Source organism: Rathayibacter sp. VKM Ac-2927 (assembly GCF_022815525.1).
GTDB lineage: Bacteria > Actinomycetota > Actinomycetes > Actinomycetales > Microbacteriaceae > Rathayibacter > Rathayibacter festucae.
The window spans coordinates 284,515-300,717 of the sequence record NZ_JALGRT010000001.1 but is presented as its reverse complement, the minus strand read 5'-3'; the positions used below and the strand labels follow the sequence as shown (position 1 = coordinate 300,717).

The following is a 16,203-nucleotide window of genomic DNA, read 5'->3' as shown; positions in this document are numbered from 1 at the left end:
CGGTACCCTGGGGCGCATGGCCGTACCGACCTCCGCCCCGGCGCCCGTCGCGCCCCTCGATCTGGGCTCCGATCCGATCGCGCTGACCCGCGTGCTCTGCGACATCCCCTCCGTCTCCGGCGATGAGCTGGCGCTGGCCGATGCGGTGCAGCTCGCCCTCGAGCAGTACCCGCACCTCGAGGTGCTCCGCGACGGCCACACCGTGGTCGCCCGGACGAACCTCGGGCGCGAGCAGCGCGTCGTCATCGCCGGCCACCTCGACACGGTCCCGATCAACGACAACCTCCCGGTGCGCGCCGAGACGATCGACGGCGTCGAGCACCTCGTCGGCCGCGGCACCACCGACATGAAGGCCGGCGTCGCTGTTCAGCTGGTCCTCGCCGCCGAGCTGACCGATCCTGTCGTCGACATCACCTGGATCTGGTACGACAACGAGGAGGTCGCCTCCGACCTCAACGGCCTCGGCCGCCTCTCCCGCCACCGCCCGGACGTCTTCGCCGCCGACTTCGCCGTGCTCGGCGAGCCGACCCGGGGCGAGGTCGAGGGCGGCTGCAACGGCACCCTCCGCGTCGACGTGACGACGCACGGCCGCCGCGCGCACTCCGCCCGGAGCTGGGTCGGCGAGAACGCGATCCACGCCGCCGCCCCGATCCTGGACCGCCTCGCCGCCTACCAGCCGCGCGAGGTCGAGGTCGAGGGCCTCGTCTACCGCGAGGGCGTCAACGCGGTGCGCATCAGCGGAGGAGTGGCGGGCAATGTGATCCCCGACCTCTGCACGGTGCACGTCAACTACCGCTTCGCGCCGAACCGCAGCGGCGACGAGGCGGTCGCCCACCTCCGCGAGCTGTTCGAGGGCTTCGAGGTCGATGTCGTCGATCTGGCCGAGGGCGCGCGCCCCGGGCTCGACGCTCCGCTCGCGCAGGCCTTCATCGCCGCGGTCGGCGCCGAGGCGAAGCCCAAGTACGGCTGGACCGACGTCGCCCGCTTCTCGGCGATGGGCATCCCCGCCGTCAACTACGGCCCCGGCGACCCGCTCAAAGCGCACGCCGACGACGAGCACGTCGCCGTGCACGAGATCACCGCCTGCACCGAGGGCCTCCGCCGCTGGCTGAGCGGCTCCGCGTGAGCGCCGTCCTCACCGGGCTCCCGGTCCGCCGTCGCGCGCAGCTGCGCCTCGTCCCCTGGTGGGCGCGCGTCCTCGCGGTCTTCGTCCTCACCCGCATCGTGACGACCGTGATCATGCTGCAGTTCGCCGCGAATCAGCAGGCGAACTCGTGGACCGGCCCGTCGCCGGCCTACGTCGACTTCGCGACGATGTGGGACGGCCGCTGGTACGAGATCATCGCGACCGCCGGCTATCCGACCGAGCTGCCCGTGACCGACGCGGGTGAGATCGGCGAGAACGCGTGGGCGTTCATGCCGCTCTACCCGGTCGTCGTGCGCCTGCTGATGGTGCTGACCGGCCTCGGCTGGGCCACCGCCGGTGTCGCCGTCTCGGTGATCTGCGCGGCCGTCACCTGCCTGGTGCTCTACCGGCTGATGCGGCACTCGCTGAGCGAGTCGCAGTCCCTCGTCGCCGTGCTGTTCTTCTGCGTCGCGCCGACCTCGCCGATGCTGCAGATCGCCTACGCCGAGTCGATGGCGATGATGCTGACCGCGATCGTGCTGCTGCTGCTCGTCCGGCGCCGGTACGCCTGGGTCTTCCCGGTCGTGCTCGCGCTCGGGCTGACGCGCCCGAGCGGGCTGGCCTTCGCCGCGGCGATGGGCCTCTACGTCGTCTACCGGTTCGTCCGGCGCTCGAAGGAGCCGTTCCCGCGGGCCGACGCCGTCCCCGCCGTCGCGCTGACGGTCTGGGGCCTCGTGGTCGGCTTCCTCTGGCCCGCGGTGGCGTGGGCGGTCACCGGCTCGCCGACGGCCTACACCGACACCGAGCTGGCCTGGCGAGCCTCCTACATCGGCTACCAGGAGCTGTTCCCCTTCACCTCCTGGTTCCAGGGCGGCGCGTGGTGGGGCGGCTGGTGGTTCGGCGCGCCGATGGTCGGCATCGCGCTGGTCGTCGTCCTCGTGCTGCTGTTCGTCGGCATCCTCGCATCGCCGTGGACGCGGCAGCTGGACCTCTTCAGCCGCGCGTGGATCGCGGGCTACGGCGTCTACCTCTTCGCCTTCTTCTTCCCGCAGTCGAGCACGTTCCGCCTGCTGGGCCCGATGTTCCCGCTGGTCGGAGCGCTCGCGGTGCCGCGCTCGCCCCTGTTCCGGAGCGCGCTGGTGCTCGTCTCGATCGCCGGCCAGATCGGCTGGATCACCATCGGCTGGGCCGTCGACGGCTACGACTGGACACCGCCGTGATCGACGCCGCGTTTCCGCGAGAGGCGGCCGATTTCGTCCCTGGCGCGGATGCACGATAATAGACGGATACGTCACGAAAGGGGAACTCTATGGCGGCCATGAAGCCGAGGACCGGAGACGGACCGATGGAGGCTGTTAAGGAGGGGCGACTCATCGTCGTGCGCGTTCCGCTCGAAGGCGGCGGACGCCTCGTCGTCTCAGTCAACGATGCAGAGGCGAAAGAACTCCACGACGCTCTCGCGTCGGTGGTGACTCCAGCCTGACCCACCAGCACCGTCGAGAACGCCCGCCGCATCCGATGCGACGGGCGTTCCCTCGTTCCCGGAGTCGGGCCCGTGCTACGCGCGGCGCTTGTTCGCCTGCAGCAGCCCGTCGCCGATCGGCGACAGCACGCTGACCACGGCCGGCGAGCCGCAGACCTCGGCGACCAGCGTGCGGAAGGCGGAGGCGATCTCGTCGCGCTGCGCGGGGTTCGAGACGCGGCCGCGCCAGAGCGCGTGCGGCACGAGCACGGTGCCGCCGACGCGGACGAGGCGCAGCGCGTGCTCGACGTTCTCGATGACCTGCAGCGGATCGCCGTCGACGAAGACGATGTCGTAGGAGTTCTCGTTCATCCGCGGGAGCACCTCGAGAGCGCGGCCGGGGATGAGGCGCAGGCGGTTCGGCGAGATGCCGGCCTCGTGGAACTGGGCGCGGGCGTGCTGCTGGTGCACCGCCTCCGAGTCGATCGAGGTGAGCATGGCCTCCGGGGCGCCGTCGAGCAGCCAAAGTCCGCTCACGCCGGTGCCGGTTCCGATCTCGATGATCGACGTCGCCCGGGCGGCCGCCGCGACGAGCGCGGACTGCGCGCCGATCGAGGGCGCGATCGCGTCGATGCCCAGCTCGACGGCGAGCCGGCGGGCGGAGGCGATGGCCTCGGGCTCGACGACGGCGTCCTCGGCGTACTTCCAGTTGGCATCCTTGTCGGACACGGGCGGGCTCCTCTGGTGGGGGTCGCGGCGGGCGGATCGCGCCTGCGCATCGCCAGGGTACGGGGGTCCGTGCGGTCGTCGGCGCAGGCGCGGCGGACTAGGGTGGTCCCGTGTTCGGTTTGACGTTCGACAAGCTCCTCATCATCGGAGTCATCGCCGTCTTCGTGCTGGGCCCTGACCGCCTCCCCTACTACGCCTCGCAGCTCGCTGCGCTGGTGCGGAAGGTCCGCGGATTCGCCACGCAGGCGCGCGAGCGCGTGAAGGACGAGATGGGCGACGAGTTCGACGAGGTCGACTGGCGCAAGCTCGATCCGCGGCAGTACGACCCGCGGCGCATCATCCGCGACGCTCTGCTCGAGGACGAGCCGGCCCCCACGGTCAAGCCGCCCTCCGCGGTCTCCGCGCCCGTCACCGCGGGCGGCGGCGCCTCGACGGCGGACAGCTACTACACGACGATGAAGCGCTCGGCCGGCGCCGGCGAGCTCTCGACGGTGGCGCCCCCGCCCATCGACCTCGAAGCCACCTGACCCGCTCCCGTCGGCCGAAGTGCTGACGACAGCGGGTCTCGATACGCCCCTGCGGGGCTACTCGACCAGCATGGTTGCGGCACTTCCCTCGGTCGCGGCCGGTCGAGCAGCCCGCAGTGCAGCCCTTGCCTGATGGTCGAGCAGCCCGCAGTGCGGCCCTTGCCTGCAGGTCGAGCAGCCCGCAGTGCGGCCCTTGCCTGCAGGTCGAGCAGCCCGCGCAGCGGGCTCCCTCATGCTGGTCGAGTAGGCCGCGGAGCGGGCGTATCGAGACCCACCTCAGTCAGGGCCTGCGGCGAAGGCCTCAGCCGACGGACATCGGGAGGCGCCGGCCCGTCAGACCGCGCGGGCGCGAGGCGAGGGTCCGGGCCAGCTCCGTGATCGCGACGGCGGCCGGGTCCTGCGGGTCGCCGATGACGACCGGCAGGCCGTCGTCGCCGCCCGCCCGCAGTGCCACGCTGATCGGCAGCGAGGCGAGCAGCGGCACGTCCTCGCCGCTCGCGCTGAGCCGGCGGGCCACCTCGGCCCCGCCGCCGCTGCCGAAGAGCTCGAGCACCGACCCGTCGGGCTGCGGCAGCCCGGACATGTTCTCGACCACGCCGACGATGCGCTGCCCAGACTGCCGGGCGAGCGCACCGCTGCGCTCCGCCACGTCGGCGGCGGCCGGCTGCGGAGTCGTCACGATCAGCACCTCCGCGTGCGGCAGGAGCTGCCCGATCGAGATGGCGACGTCGCCCGTGCCCGGCGGCAGATCGAGCAGCAGCACGTCCAGGTCGCCGAAGTACACGTCGGTGAGGAACTGCGAGATGGTGCGGTGCAGCATCGGTCCCCGCCAGGAGACGGCCGCGCCGCGGGTGTCGCCCTCGAGGAACATCCCGATCGAGATCACCTTCACGCCGTGCGCGACCGGCGGGAGCATCAGCTCGCCGACCCGCGTCGGCCCCGCGACGCGGCCGTCGTGCATCAGGCCGAGCAGCCCCGGGATGGAGAAGCCGTGCACGTCGGCGTCGACCAGCCCGACCGCGAGCCCGCGCCGGGCCAGGGCCACCGCCAGATTCGCGGTGACGGTCGACTTGCCGACCCCGCCCTTGCCGCTGGTCACCGCGTAAACCCGTGTCAGCGAGTCCGGGCCGAACGGCATCTCGCGCCGCCCGCCGCGCAGCCGCTCGGTCAGAGCCGTGCGCTGCGCCGGCGTCATCACGCCGACCTCGACACGCACCGCGGCGGAGCCCGCCGCCGACTCCGCCGCCGCGCGGACATCGCGCTCGATCGCGGACGCGGCCGGGCAGCCGACGATCGTCAGCCGGATGGCGACGGTCACCGCGCCGTCCTCGCCCACCGTCACCGCGTCGACCATGTCGAGCTCGGTGATGGGCTTCCGGATCTCCGGATCGATGACCCGGGCGAGTGCCGCGAGCACCGCGCTCTCGAGAGCGGCGGGATCCGCCGGACCCGTCACGGCGTCGTCAGGCATCGCGCCGCTCGCTCGCGATCGACTCCGCCCGATCCTTCTCGAGCTCCTCGACGAGGCTGCGCAGCTCGGAGCGGATGAAGTCCTTGCTCGCCATGTCACGGATCGCCAGGCGGAGCGCGACGACCTCTCGAGCCAGGTACTCCGTGTCGGCGAGGTTGCGCTCGGCGCGCTGGCGGTCCTGCTCGATCTGCACGCGGTCGCGGTCGTCCTGGCGGTTCTGCGCGAGCAGCAGCAGGGGCGCCGCGTAGGAGGCCTGCAGGGACAGGATCAGCGTGAGCACCGTGAAGCCCAGGGCCTGGGAGTCGAAGCGCGACTCCTCGGGGCCGTAGGTGTTGAACAGCAGCCAGAACACGCAGAAGATCGTCATGCCGACGAGGAACCACGGCGTGCCCATGCCGCGGGCGAAGGATTCGGTCAGGCGGCCGAAGCGGTCGCTGCTCTGCCGGTTGCGCCGGGGGAGCACCCGCGTGCGCAGGCCCTTCGGGGCGTCGAGCCGTCGATCCTGCTTGGTGTCCCTAGCCACGCGCACCCCTCCGTCCTCGTCGTCCTGCCCTGAACCTGCTGGTCGCCACCGCGGGCGGCGCGATCGGTATGCCCTGGGTCGTCGTGCTCACCGGCACGCGCGGTTCGTCGTCGCCGTCGTGGCTGCGCCAGTCGTCGGGGAGGAGGTAGTCGAGCACGTCGTCGATCGTGACGACGCCGACCAGGCGGTGCGACTCGTCCACCACGGGCACCGAGACGAGGTTGTAGCTCGCGAGGATGCGGGCGACCTCGGCCGCGGAGGTGTCGGGCGTGATCGGGTCGAGGCTCTGGTCGAGCAGCGTGCCCAGGCGCTCGTGCGGCGGGTAACGGAGCATCCGCTGGAAGTGCACCATGCCGAGGAAGCGGCCGGTCGGCGGCTCGTACGGCGGCAGAGTGACGCAGACCGCGGCGCCGAGCGCCGGGGCCAGCTCGTGGCGGCGGATCATCGCGAGGCCCTCGGCCACGGTCGCCTCGGACGAGACGATGATCGGCTCGGTCGTCATCAGTCCACCGGCCGACTCGGGCGCGTAGGAGAGCAGCATGCGGACGTCGTCCGCCTCCTCCGGCTCCATCAGCTCGAGGAGCGCCTCGCCGCGCTCGTCCGAGAGCTGCGCGATCAGGTCGGCCGCGTCGTCCGGCTGCATCTGGTCGAGGACGTCGGCCGCGCGGTCGTCGTCGAGCCGGCCGAGGATCTCGACCTGCTCGCTCTCGGGCATCTCCTCGAGGACATCGGCGAGCCGGTCGTCGGAGAGCTCGCCCGCGACCTCGAGCATCCGCTGCTGCGGCAGGTCGAGGAGGGTGCTGGCGAGGTCGGCGGGCTTGAGCTCGGAGAGGCTCGCCACGTACTGCTCGGCCGACTGCGCCTCGGTGGACACGCTCTCGCGGACCTCGCGCCAGCCGGCGAACGTCGTGGCGCCCTTGGCGAAGGGGGAGGGGCTGGTCTTCGGGCGGCGGACGAAGAGCTGCGCGAGCTCCCACTCGCCCGGCCCGACCTCCTCGATCGCGACGTCCTCGACGATCGCGTCGCCCGAGCCGTCGACGAAGGTCATCCTCCTGCCGAGCAGCTCGGCGATGACGCGGACCTCGCCGCCGCGCTGCTCGAAGCGGCGCACGTTGATCAGACCGGTCGTGATGATCTGCCCGCTGCCGATGCTGGTGACCCGCCCGATCGAGACGAACACCCGGCGGCGGCCGGGGATCTCGACGACGAGGCCGACCACGCGCGGCGCGTCGTTCTGACGGTGCACGAGCAGCACGTCGCGGACCTTGCCGACGCGATCGCCCGCCGGGTCGAAGACGCTGCAGCCGGCCAAGCGCGCTACGAAGACTCTGGCGGAACTCACGGCTACCAACCTAGACCCGGGCGCCCCTGCGGAAGCCGAGCGCGGGGTCCGGCGCTCCCACCGGGCGCTCGGGAAGCTCCCGATCCGTGTCCAGAATGCTCCAAGTCCTCTGTGACAGTCTGAGCAGGTGACTCAGCAGATGCCCATGAACAACCGCCGGGGCGCCGCCTCCCCGACGATCCCGCGCGGCGAGATCCTCGCCACCTTCGACACCTACGAGAAGGCGCAGCAGGCCGTCGACGTCCTCGCGCGGGCCGACTTCCCGGTCAAGCAGCTGGCCATCCTCGGCAACGACCTCAAGAGCGTGGAGCGCGTCACCGGCAAGCTCACCTGGGGCCGCGTCGCTCTCGCCGGCGCCGCCTCCGGCGCCTGGCTCGGTGTCTTCCTCGGCCTGCTGCTGATCATCTTCTCGCCGGCCACCGAGTTCTCCTTCCTCATCGCGGCCGTGCTGCTCGGTGCCGGCTTCGGCATGCTCTTCGGCCTCGCCTCCTACGCGGTCAACCGCCGCCGCCGCGACTTCACCTCGACGATGCAGGTCATCGCCACCAGCTACTCGGTGATCGTCGACCCCGAGGTGGTGAACCGCGCGCGCAACCTGCTCGACGGCACCCCCGCCGAGTCGACGGCGCCGGTCTGGTCGCCGCCGCCCGCGGACGCGGAGCCGGTGCCGATCCGTCCGGAGGACGAGCGACGCTGAGCCACCTCGAAGGCCCCCGGAGCGATCCGGGGGCCTTCGTCGCGTCCGTGCCGTGGTGACCGGACCGTCCTGATCGGACGGCCCGTGCGCCGGGCCGTCGCCTCAGCGGGCGGCGGAGCCCACCGGAGGCAGGACGATGTCGACCGCGAGACCGTGCGGGTCGCGGTTGGAGAGCGCGACCGTCCCGCCGCCGGAGAGCACCGTGGTGTGCACGAGGGCGAGACCCAGGCCGCTGCCGCCCGAGGCGATCGTGCGCGAGTCGTCGGGGCGGGAGAAGCGGTCGAAGGCGACCGGGATGAACTCGGCCGGCATGCCCGGTCCGTCGTCGGAGACCGTCAGCAGCAGCCGGCCGTCCTTCTGCGCGAGCGCCGCGACGATCGTCCCGCCGTGGCCGATCGCCTGGATCGCGTTGCGGACGAGATTGTCGATCACCCGGCCGAAGTCCTGGGTGGCGACGGCGTAGAGCCGGGCCGGCTCGCGCTCGTCGATCTCGTAGTCGATCTCGACGTCCGACTCGGCTGCGAGCAGCCGGGTGCGGTCGACCGCGCCGACCAGCTCGTCGACCAGCTCGGCGAAGGGCGAGGCGGGCCGGGCCGACCGGCTCTCGATCCGGGAGATGTCCAGCAGTGCGGAGGCGAGGCGGACCAGGCGGTCGACGCTCTTCTGCGCGTCGAGGATCACCCGGTCGACGGCGACCGGGTCCTCGACGCGGTGGTGCGCGATCTCGAGCTGGGCCGAGAGGGCGGCGAGCGGCGTCCTCAGCTCGTGGCTGGCGTCCGAGACCATCTGCTTCTCCCGCGCCAGGGAGGCCGTCTGCTTGGCGAGGAACGCGTTGAGCGTCTCGGCGAGCTCGTCGATCTCGTCGCGGGTGCCGACGACCGGCAGCTGATCGCCGGGAGTGGGGTCGGCGGCGATCTGGTCGGCGCGCGCGCGCATCCGGCGCACCGGCGCCAGAGCTGCTCCGGTGAGGATCCAGGAGGCGAGCCCGAAGGTGACGACGAGGAAGATCGCCGCGTAGACCAGCACGTGGGCGAAGTCGTCGAGCACCAGCTGCGACGCGGCCTGGTCGCGTGCGGTGGCGACGCTCCAGGTGCCGTCCTCGCCCTCCACCGCGGTGATGCGCACCAGGTAGCGCGTGGTGGCGGTGGCGACCTCGGTGTAGCGCGGCACCGCGTCGGCCGCGCGGTCGCGCAGCTCCGCCTGCACCGAGCGGCGCACCTCGGTCGGCATGGTGGTCGCGTCGACCGCGCCGTCCGGGGTGATCGCGAGGTAGAGCTGTCCCGTGGAGGAGTCCCGGACCCGAGGGACGTCGCCGGCCGCGATGTCGCGGCGGATCTCGTCCTCGATCGAGACGAGGATCGTCCGCTCGCTGCGCTCGACGATCCCGGTGACGACCTGGTAGAAGAGCATCGCCGCGAGGGCGAAGAGCACGGTCGCGACGGCGACGGAGCCGACCGTGATCCTGGCGCGGATCGACAGGGCTCCCGAGCGCCGCCTCGCGGCACGCGCCGCGGCGAGCGGGCTCGGAGCGGCCATGCGGCTACTCGACCGGGCGGAGGAAGTAGCCCTTGCCGCGCACCGTGACGATGCTGACCCCGGTGTCCTCGGCGGGCAGCTTCTTGCGGAGGTAGCTGACGTACTGGTCGACGATGTTGTTGTCGACGATCTCGCCGCCGCCCCAGATCTCGGAGAGGATGCGCTGGCGGGTGACCACCGAGCCGACCGGCGAGATCAGCAGCTTCAGCAGCTCGAGCTCCTTCGGGCTGACGTGGATGCGCGTGTTGTCGGCGGTGCGGCGGATGCTCGAGCCGTCCACGGTGATGCGGCCGACCTCGATCGAGGTGGACATCAGCGAGGGGCTCCGCCGCAGCAGCGCCCGCAGCCGCGCGTTCAGCTCGGTGAACGCGAACGGCTTCGTCAGGTAGTCGTCGGCGCCGGCGTCCAGGCCGAAGACGCGGTCCTCCACGGAGTCGCGGGCGGTGAGCAGCAGGATCGGCGTGGAGCGGCCCAGCTCGCGGATGCGCCGGCAGATCTCGAAGCCCGACATCGCGGGGAGCATCACGTCGACGATGGCGGCCGAGAACTCGGCGTTGCTGAACGCGACGAGCGCGTCGATGCCGTTCGTCGTCAGCTCCGCCTCGTAGCCGGCGTCTTCTAGGCCGCCCACGAGTGCTTCGCCCATGGCTGGATCGTCTTCGACGACAAGGATCTTCACGCGCTCACCCTACGACCCCGCTCTCAGGAACGCGGTGTGTGCCGAGCGCGTTTCGGCGGCGTGAGGGAGAGCTGCGGTCCTCATGCACCCGTCCGGACCGGCTCCCGTGAGGGATGGCGAGCGGCCCGAACGTGCCCGCGCGCGTGACACGGATCGTGGTGTCTGTCAGGAGTTGCACGGGATTTCACCCGTCCTGGACCCCTACGGGGGCCGTAGAATGCGTCAATATGCGACGACCCGAAAGTCGCATGGATACGGTGCGCTGATGCTCATGAAGATCTCTCGACCGCCCTCGTTCCTCGCCAGGATCGTCGGCGCTCTCGTCCGACGTCCCTGCGAGTACTGCGGGAAGACGACCCCCGCGGCCGAGCCGTACTGCTCGTCCACGTGCGCTCGCCGCGCGCAGAGGTTCGATCTGAACCCCTGACCCCGGCGCCGCGCAGAGTGGCGGACGCGCCGTCCCGCGCCAGTTCCGCCGCTGGCAGCGACTTGCGGACGTGAGCCGCCATCGATACGGCAGCCTTCTGACGTCCCCCGCTGCGATCGCTACGAGCTCCGCTGCGTCCGGGTGATCGGATGGAGCGGCGGCGATGACCTACCGAGCCCTCGACTCCGTCCGGGCCTGCGCGGCACTGCTCGTCCTCGTCGCCCACGTGCGGCAGGCCTTCCTGGTCCCGGCTGCTGAGACGCGGCTCGGCCCCGTCGACAGCGCGCTCTACGCGCTGACGTCCCTCGGTCACGGCGCCGTCATCGTCTTCTTCGTCCTGAGCGGCTTCTTCGTCGGCGGCTCCGTCCTCAGCGGTCTCGCCCGCGGCGCCTTCAGCTGGACGAGGTATCTCACCTCCCGCCTGACCCGGCTGTGGCTCGTCCTGCTCCCGGCCCTCGTGCTCACGGCCGTCCTCGACGCCGTCGGCGTCGCCTTCCTCGCGGACCGGCCGCAGTACGCGCCGGGCGGTTCCGCGCAGGTCGACGGCGGCGTCCTCGGGGCACTGAGCAACGCCGTCTTCCTCCAGCCGCACCTGGTCCGGCCCTTCGGCACCGACCGGCCGCTCTGGTCGATCGGCTACGAGGCCGGCTACTACCTGCTGTTCCCGCTGCTCCTCGTCGGGCTCACGCGCGGCTCCCGGCGGCGGAGAGTGCTGTGCGCCGCAGCCGCCGTCGTGGTCGTCTACGTTCTCGGGCCGGCCGGAACGGGCCTCTTCCTCGCCTGGCTCGCCGGCGCGGCGGTCGCCTGGAAGGGAGCGGCGGCCCCGCGGTTCCTCTCGCGGCTCGGGCCGAAGGGCACCGCCGCCTCGATCGTCGCGGTACTCCTGCTCGTGATCGGGGCTATGTCGGTCGACCGGCTCGCGAAAGCCGGCCCGGACGATCTCGGCTGGACGACGTGGGCGACCACGATCGCGGCGGCGGCCCTCGTCGTCGTGCTGTGCCACTCCGAGGGGACTCCGGGGAAGGGTCTCGACCGTCTGCTCCGCGGCGGCACCTGGGTCTCGGGGTTCTCGTTCTCGCTCTACGCGACGCACGTGCCCGTGCTGATGCTGCTCCACGGGCTGCTGTTCCCGCCGCCGACGGCCTGGTGGCCGCCGTCCGCGGCGAGCTGGGCGGGCGTGCTCGCCCTCGCGCTCCTCGCGTGCGTCGTGGGCTGGGCCTTCGGCGCGCTCACGGAGCGGAGGACCGAGGCCGTGCGCGCCCGGGTGCTCGGCGTCCTCGAGCGTCTCCGGCGACCGCGGCGCGCGGCCACAGGCGTCGGCTGATCAGCCGAGGACCCTGACCTGGTCGAGACGGCCGTCGGAGAAGGCGAGGTCGTCGGAGGTGTCGGCGTCGTAGTACCAGAGCGCGAGGTAGGCGGTGACCGCACTGTCCGACCCCGCCTCCGGGGTGAAGCCGACCTCGAAGCGGCGCTCGACGCCGTCCGGTGCCAGCCAGCCGTTCCAGAGCAGGGGAGTCGTCGATCCCGCATCGATCGATCCGGTCCCGCCGTCCGGCGAGGACAGGAGCGCGATCCCGGTCCGGGGCGCGCCGGTCATCTCGCGAGGGTCGTCGCCCACGCCGAAGAAGAGCGAGGTCCTGACGATGCGCGAGTCGCCCGAGCGCGTGACCGCGAGCACCGCGCGCTGCTCGCCGGACGCGAGCACGTTCGGCCGCCACTGCAGGAACTCGACAGGGACCTCGGGCTGACTCGCCGCGGCCCGCGGTGCTCCGATCGCCGAGCGCACCGTCGGAGACGCCCAGGCCGTGCCGGTCCCTGCGTGGGGGAGGGTCGCCACGACCGCCCCGGAGGCGAGCGTCGCGGTCGCGGCCACGAACGCCCGCCGGGACGCCGACCCTGGTGACTCGTCCATCGCGCAGCCCCTCGCCTGGTGATCCGATCTGCTGCCGAACGTACTCCGTCGACCCTCGGTTCCTGTCCCGCTTCGCGACCACTCACTGTCGTCTTGCGACAGCATCGGCCCGGCGTGGACCGCGGGGTCCGCCGGCGCGACAGGCCTCGGCTAGCGTGTGCCGGATCCGCGAGGGAGACGCCATGACGACGCACGCACCCGCTGAACGACCACGAGCCGCGACGGCGGGGCGACGAACGGACGTCCAGGGACTCCGCGCGTTCGCGGTGCTCGCCGTGTTCTTCGAGCACCTCCTCGGCTGGCCCGCCGGTGGATTCGTGGGCGTCGACATCTTCTTCGTGATCTCCGGCTTCCTCATCACCGGCCTTCTGCTCCGCGAGTACAGCGCAACGGGCACGATCTCCTTCGCGTCGTTCTACGTGGCCCGCATCAAGCGCATCATCCCCGCTGCGACGCTCGTCCTCGTCGTCACGGTGATCGCTGCGCACTCCCTGCTGCTCGCGAATCGCGCGGCGGCCATCACCGGGGACGCGGTGTGGGCGTTCCTGTTCTCCGCCAATTGGCGCTTCGCGGCCGAGGGCACCGACTACTTCGCACAGGGACAGGCCGTCTCGCCGTTGCAGCACTTCTGGTCGCTGTCCGTCGAGGAGCAGTTCTACTTCGTCTGGCCGTGGCTGCTGCTCGGCATCCTCTGGATCTACGCGCGACTCCGTGCCGCCCACACCGATCGCACCCTCCGCCTCACTGCCGGGGCCGCGATGCTCGTCATCATCGCTGCGTCCCTCGCCTGGGCGTTCGTCCAGAGCACCACCGGGCCCACGGTCGCCTACTTCTCCACCTTCACCCGCGCCTGGGAGCTCGGCGCCGGTGCTCTCCTGGCCGTCGTCGCTCCGCTGTTCCTCCGGTTGCGCCAGCCGGTGCGCATCATCCTCGCCTGGCTCGGGCTCGCGGGCATGACCGCGTCGCTCTTCCTCGTCGACGGCGGCACGCCGTTCCCCGCGCCCGGCGCGCTCCTCCCCGTTCTCGCGACGGTGCTCGTGCTCGCCTCAGGGATCGGCGAGCAGGCACGCGGCCTCGCGCTTCTGACGAACCCGGTCGCGACGTACCTCGGCGACATCTCCTACAGCCTCTACCTCTGGCACTTCCCGGCGGTCGTCTTCGGCGCAGCGCTGTTCCCGAACTCCGGCAGTGTCGGCTACATCGGCGTGCTCGTCGTCGGCGTCGGCATCGCGGCCCTCGCCTACCACCTCTTCGAGCGGCCACTGCACCGATCGCCGCTCCTCACCCGCCACGAGGGCGCCTGGGAACGTCGTGAGGCGTGGAGCATCTGGTGGAAGGCGCAGCTCGAGATGCTGAAGGTCGCTCGCTGGGTCGGGCTCGGTGCCGCGGGCCTCGCCACCGCGGCCGTCGTCGGATTCGCCTTCCTCGTCCCCGCCGACACCGCCAACCAGATGCTCTACGGCACCCGCGAGGCCGCGGCAGCGCTTCCCGCGCCGAGCGGCGGACCAGCGGCAGCAGCCGACGCGACGCCCGACCCGGCCGCTGCCGCTGCAGGGCCGGCGCAGTCCGAGCTGACCGCGAAGATCACCGCGGCCCTCCGCTCGGCCAGCTGGCCGGAGGGCTTCGAGAACTCGTTCAGCCAGGGAGGCTGGCCGGCGGAGATCGAGGACTGCGCGGATCCGATCCGCATCACCGGCACCGAGTGCACCTGGGGGGACGGCGAGAGACTCGCCGTCGTCGTGGGGGACTCCACCGCCGTCGCCTACACCGCCGCGCTCCGGAGCGTTCTCAACGAGGCCGGCTATCGCGTGCAGGGCTTCGCGATGAACGGCTGCGAGTACTCGGACACGGTCATCGGCAATGCGAGCGTCGCCGACTCCTGCCCCGTGCGGAAGCAGGACGCGGTCGATGCGATCACCGCGCAGTCGCCCGATCTCGTCTTCGTGACGAACGCCTACCAGCAGCACACACCGATCGGAACCGACGATCCGCTCACGGGCCCCGAGTGGATCTCGAGCCTGCAGACCGCTGTCGAGCGGTTCCGCCCGGCAGCCGGTCAGGTCGTGTTCCTCTCGCCGCCGCCCGCTGACACCAATGTCGGCGAGTGCTTCACCGCGGTCTCGACCCCGACCGACTGCGTCGGCGACATCACGGCGTCGCACCAGAAGTACCTCGCTGCCGACGCGACCGTCGCCGGTGCCCTCGACGGAGTCGTGATCAGCTCCGTGCCCTGGTTCTGCGCGGAGGACCTGTGCCCCGCGTACGTCGACAGCACCCCGACGAAGGGTGATCGCCTGCACGCTGCGCCCCGCTACATGGACCTCGTCGAACCGTCGATCGCCGAGTCGCTCCGCTCAGCGGGAGTGCTGCCGTAGCGGCAGGCCGTGCCGTTCGCGGCCGGAGCGCTGAGGATGTGCGTCCGCTCCGCGTCCGAGATCGAGGGCTCAGGCCGCGACGTTCGCGATCACGCTGAGAACGACCCAGACGATCGCGATGAACGCAACCACGCCGATCGCCCACGCGAGAACGGCTCTGCCTGTGGAGCCGTGGGCGAGGCGTCTCGATCGTCTGCTCATGCGCCCCAGTATGACCGCCGCGCCTCGAGCCGGTCCGACCCCGTTCCAGGGGCGTCCGTCGACCGTCGTCAGTGCGCGCTCGGCACGATCGCCTTCTGGTGGCGTGTGAGGAAGTGCCGCTCCACGAGATGGAAGAAGATCCATCCTGCGAGCCAGGACAGGGGCAGGACGAGCAGGAACATCACGGCGAGACGAGCCGGGTAGGGCAGGTCGACGTCGAGGACCGCGATGTTCCCGGCCGCGAGGACCGGGCTGTGCACGAGGTAAAGGCTGTAGGAGCCGGCGCCGATGCGGACGAGCGGGCGCGAGCTCAACACGCGACCGATGCGAGACGGCCGGTTCGCGCGCGCCCTGATCGTCAGCCAGTAGAGCAGCAGCGCGATCGCGATTCCGAAGGCCGACTCGTAGACCCAGGCCAGGCGGACGGCGACCGTCAGTGCCAGTGCGACGACCCCGGCGAGGCCGGCCCACAGCCCTGCGCGGGGGAGCGCGACGTGCTGCGTCATCCACGCGGCTCCGGCACCCAGCGCGAAGAGTCCGAGGAACCACGGGTGCGCGCCGGCGATCAACGGGAGCACCAGCGCGACGGCGATGCCGAGCACGACCGTCGTGCCGACGGCGACCGCCGGGCCGAAGCGGCGCCACAGCGGCAGGAGGACGAGCGGGAACAGGAAGTAGATCTGCCACTCCGTCGCTACCGACCAGGCCGGACCGTTGATCTGATAGATCCACTCCGGGTTCAGGTTGTGCACGAGGAAGAGGTGCGAGATCAGGCCGCCGGCGGTGAGGGGGACCTTGCTGTCCCACTCGGTCCCGTGCCCGGTCTGCATCGCGGGGACGAACGCGATCACGGCAGCGAAGATCGCGAGGGAGATGAAGTAGGGCGGGAGGATGCGCCTCGCCCGCCGGCGGAGGTAGTCGCGGAAGCCGCCGCGCAGTTCGAGCGATTCGCTGCGCGCGACGGGGAGCATCAGCACGAACCCGGAGAGGACGATGAACACGGGCACGGCGAGCGTGCCAAAGCCGAGCAGCCGACCCGCGATCGGGAAGGTGCTGAGGAACTCGCCGCTTCCGCCCGTGAAGAGCGCCGCGTGATAGACGGTCACCGCGATCGCGGCGAGTGCACGCAGACCGTCGGCGAACTCCGACTTCGGTCGCACGACAGAGGGCACCACGCGCTCAGCATCGCGTCTTCC

The 16,203-nt window shown here is 71.6% G+C and carries 16 protein-coding genes; 7 read left to right on the top strand and 9 right to left on the bottom strand.

What is annotated here, in order from left to right; all coding sequences use genetic code 11:
• Nucleotides 1-16: 16 nt before the first annotated feature.
• From dapE to MT353_RS01405, 3 genes are all read left to right on the top strand, one after another.
• Nucleotides 17-1,126, top strand: a complete 1,110-nt coding sequence (gene dapE / locus MT353_RS01415; RefSeq protein ID WP_243623439.1) for a succinyl-diaminopimelate desuccinylase — start codon at nt 17-19, stop codon at nt 1,124-1,126.
• Nucleotides 1,123-2,346 (top strand): hypothetical protein, encoded by a 1,224-nt coding sequence (locus tag MT353_RS01410; protein WP_243623438.1) that lies wholly within the window; start codon nt 1,123-1,125, stop codon nt 2,344-2,346. The genes dapE and MT353_RS01410 overlap by 4 nt, the downstream gene beginning before the upstream one ends.
• A gap of 89 nt (nt 2,347-2,435) precedes the next feature.
• Nucleotides 2,436-2,609: a DUF3117 domain-containing protein gene (locus MT353_RS01405; protein ID WP_077221916.1), complete on the top strand. Its 174-nt coding sequence runs from the start codon at nt 2,436-2,438 to the stop codon at nt 2,607-2,609.
• A gap of 75 nt (nt 2,610-2,684) precedes the next feature.
• On the opposite strand, the gene MT353_RS01400 is transcribed toward MT353_RS01405, so the two are convergent.
• Nucleotides 2,685-3,317, bottom strand: a complete 633-nt coding sequence (locus MT353_RS01400) for an O-methyltransferase (RefSeq protein ID WP_123702830.1) — start codon at nt 3,315-3,317, stop codon at nt 2,685-2,687.
• A 110-nt stretch (nt 3,318-3,427) separates the two neighbouring features.
• On the opposite strand from MT353_RS01400, the gene MT353_RS01395 reads away from it, so the two are divergent.
• Complete coding sequence (locus tag MT353_RS01395; RefSeq protein WP_123445460.1) at nt 3,428-3,844, top strand: Sec-independent protein translocase TatB; 417 nt, start codon at nt 3,428-3,430, stop codon at nt 3,842-3,844.
• A gap of 301 nt (nt 3,845-4,145) precedes the next feature.
• On the opposite strand, the gene MT353_RS01390 is transcribed toward MT353_RS01395, so the two are convergent.
• From MT353_RS01390 to MT353_RS01380, 3 genes are read right to left on the bottom strand one after another with little or no spacing between them, the layout of a single operon-like run.
• Nucleotides 4,146-5,315 carry an Mrp/NBP35 family ATP-binding protein gene (locus tag MT353_RS01390; RefSeq protein WP_243623437.1) on the bottom strand — a complete coding sequence of 390 codons (1,170 nt, stop codon included), beginning with the start codon at nt 5,313-5,315 and terminating at the stop codon, nt 4,146-4,148.
• Complete coding sequence (locus MT353_RS01385) at nt 5,308-5,838, bottom strand: DUF1003 domain-containing protein (protein WP_123445981.1); 531 nt, start codon at nt 5,836-5,838, stop codon at nt 5,308-5,310. Before MT353_RS01385 ends, MT353_RS01390 begins: the two co-directional genes overlap by 8 nt.
• A complete protein-coding gene (locus MT353_RS01380; RefSeq protein WP_243598931.1) occupies nt 5,831-7,180 on the bottom strand; it encodes a magnesium transporter MgtE N-terminal domain-containing protein in 1,350 nt (449 codons plus the stop codon). The genes MT353_RS01385 and MT353_RS01380 overlap by 8 nt, the downstream gene beginning before the upstream one ends.
• 145 nt (nt 7,181-7,325) lie before the next feature.
• Between MT353_RS01380 and MT353_RS01375 the strand changes: the two genes are divergently transcribed.
• On the top strand, nt 7,326-7,877 hold the full coding sequence (locus MT353_RS01375) for a general stress protein (protein ID WP_185019952.1): 552 nt from the start codon (nt 7,326-7,328) through the stop codon (nt 7,875-7,877).
• 102 nt (nt 7,878-7,979) lie between these two features.
• On the opposite strand, the gene MT353_RS01370 is transcribed toward MT353_RS01375, so the two are convergent.
• Nucleotides 7,980-9,413 (bottom strand): cell wall metabolism sensor histidine kinase WalK, encoded by a 1,434-nt coding sequence (locus tag MT353_RS01370; RefSeq protein WP_243586487.1) that lies wholly within the window; start codon nt 9,411-9,413, stop codon nt 7,980-7,982.
• Nucleotides 9,414-9,417: 4 nt separating this feature from the next.
• Nucleotides 9,418-10,092 (bottom strand): response regulator transcription factor, encoded by a 675-nt coding sequence (locus MT353_RS21830; protein WP_260300519.1) that lies wholly within the window; start codon nt 10,090-10,092, stop codon nt 9,418-9,420.
• A 590-nt stretch (nt 10,093-10,682) separates the two neighbouring features.
• Here MT353_RS21830 and MT353_RS01360 point away from each other — a divergent pair.
• A complete protein-coding gene (locus MT353_RS01360) occupies nt 10,683-11,843 on the top strand; it encodes an acyltransferase (RefSeq protein WP_243623436.1) in 1,161 nt (386 codons plus the stop codon).
• Here the strand turns inward: MT353_RS01360 and MT353_RS01355 are convergent, their stop codons facing one another.
• Nucleotides 11,844-12,431, bottom strand: a complete 588-nt coding sequence (locus MT353_RS01355) for a hypothetical protein (protein WP_243623435.1) — start codon at nt 12,429-12,431, stop codon at nt 11,844-11,846.
• Nucleotides 12,432-12,613: 182 nt separating this feature from the next.
• On the opposite strand from MT353_RS01355, the gene MT353_RS01350 reads away from it, so the two are divergent.
• The gene (locus tag MT353_RS01350) at nt 12,614-14,806 is read left to right on the top strand and encodes an acyltransferase family protein (RefSeq protein ID WP_243623434.1); all 2,193 of its coding nucleotides are present in this window, start codon (nt 12,614-12,616) and stop codon (nt 14,804-14,806) included.
• A 69-nt stretch (nt 14,807-14,875) separates the two neighbouring features.
• Here the strand turns inward: MT353_RS01350 and MT353_RS21350 are convergent, their stop codons facing one another.
• A complete protein-coding gene (locus MT353_RS21350) occupies nt 14,876-15,007 on the bottom strand; it encodes a hypothetical protein (RefSeq protein ID WP_279400456.1) in 132 nt (43 codons plus the stop codon).
• Between the two features lie 68 nt (nt 15,008-15,075).
• Entirely contained in the window at nt 15,076-16,182 is a 1,107-nt protein-coding gene (locus MT353_RS01345; protein ID WP_243623433.1) for an acyltransferase, read from the bottom strand.
• Nucleotides 16,183-16,203: the final 21 nt, after the last annotated feature.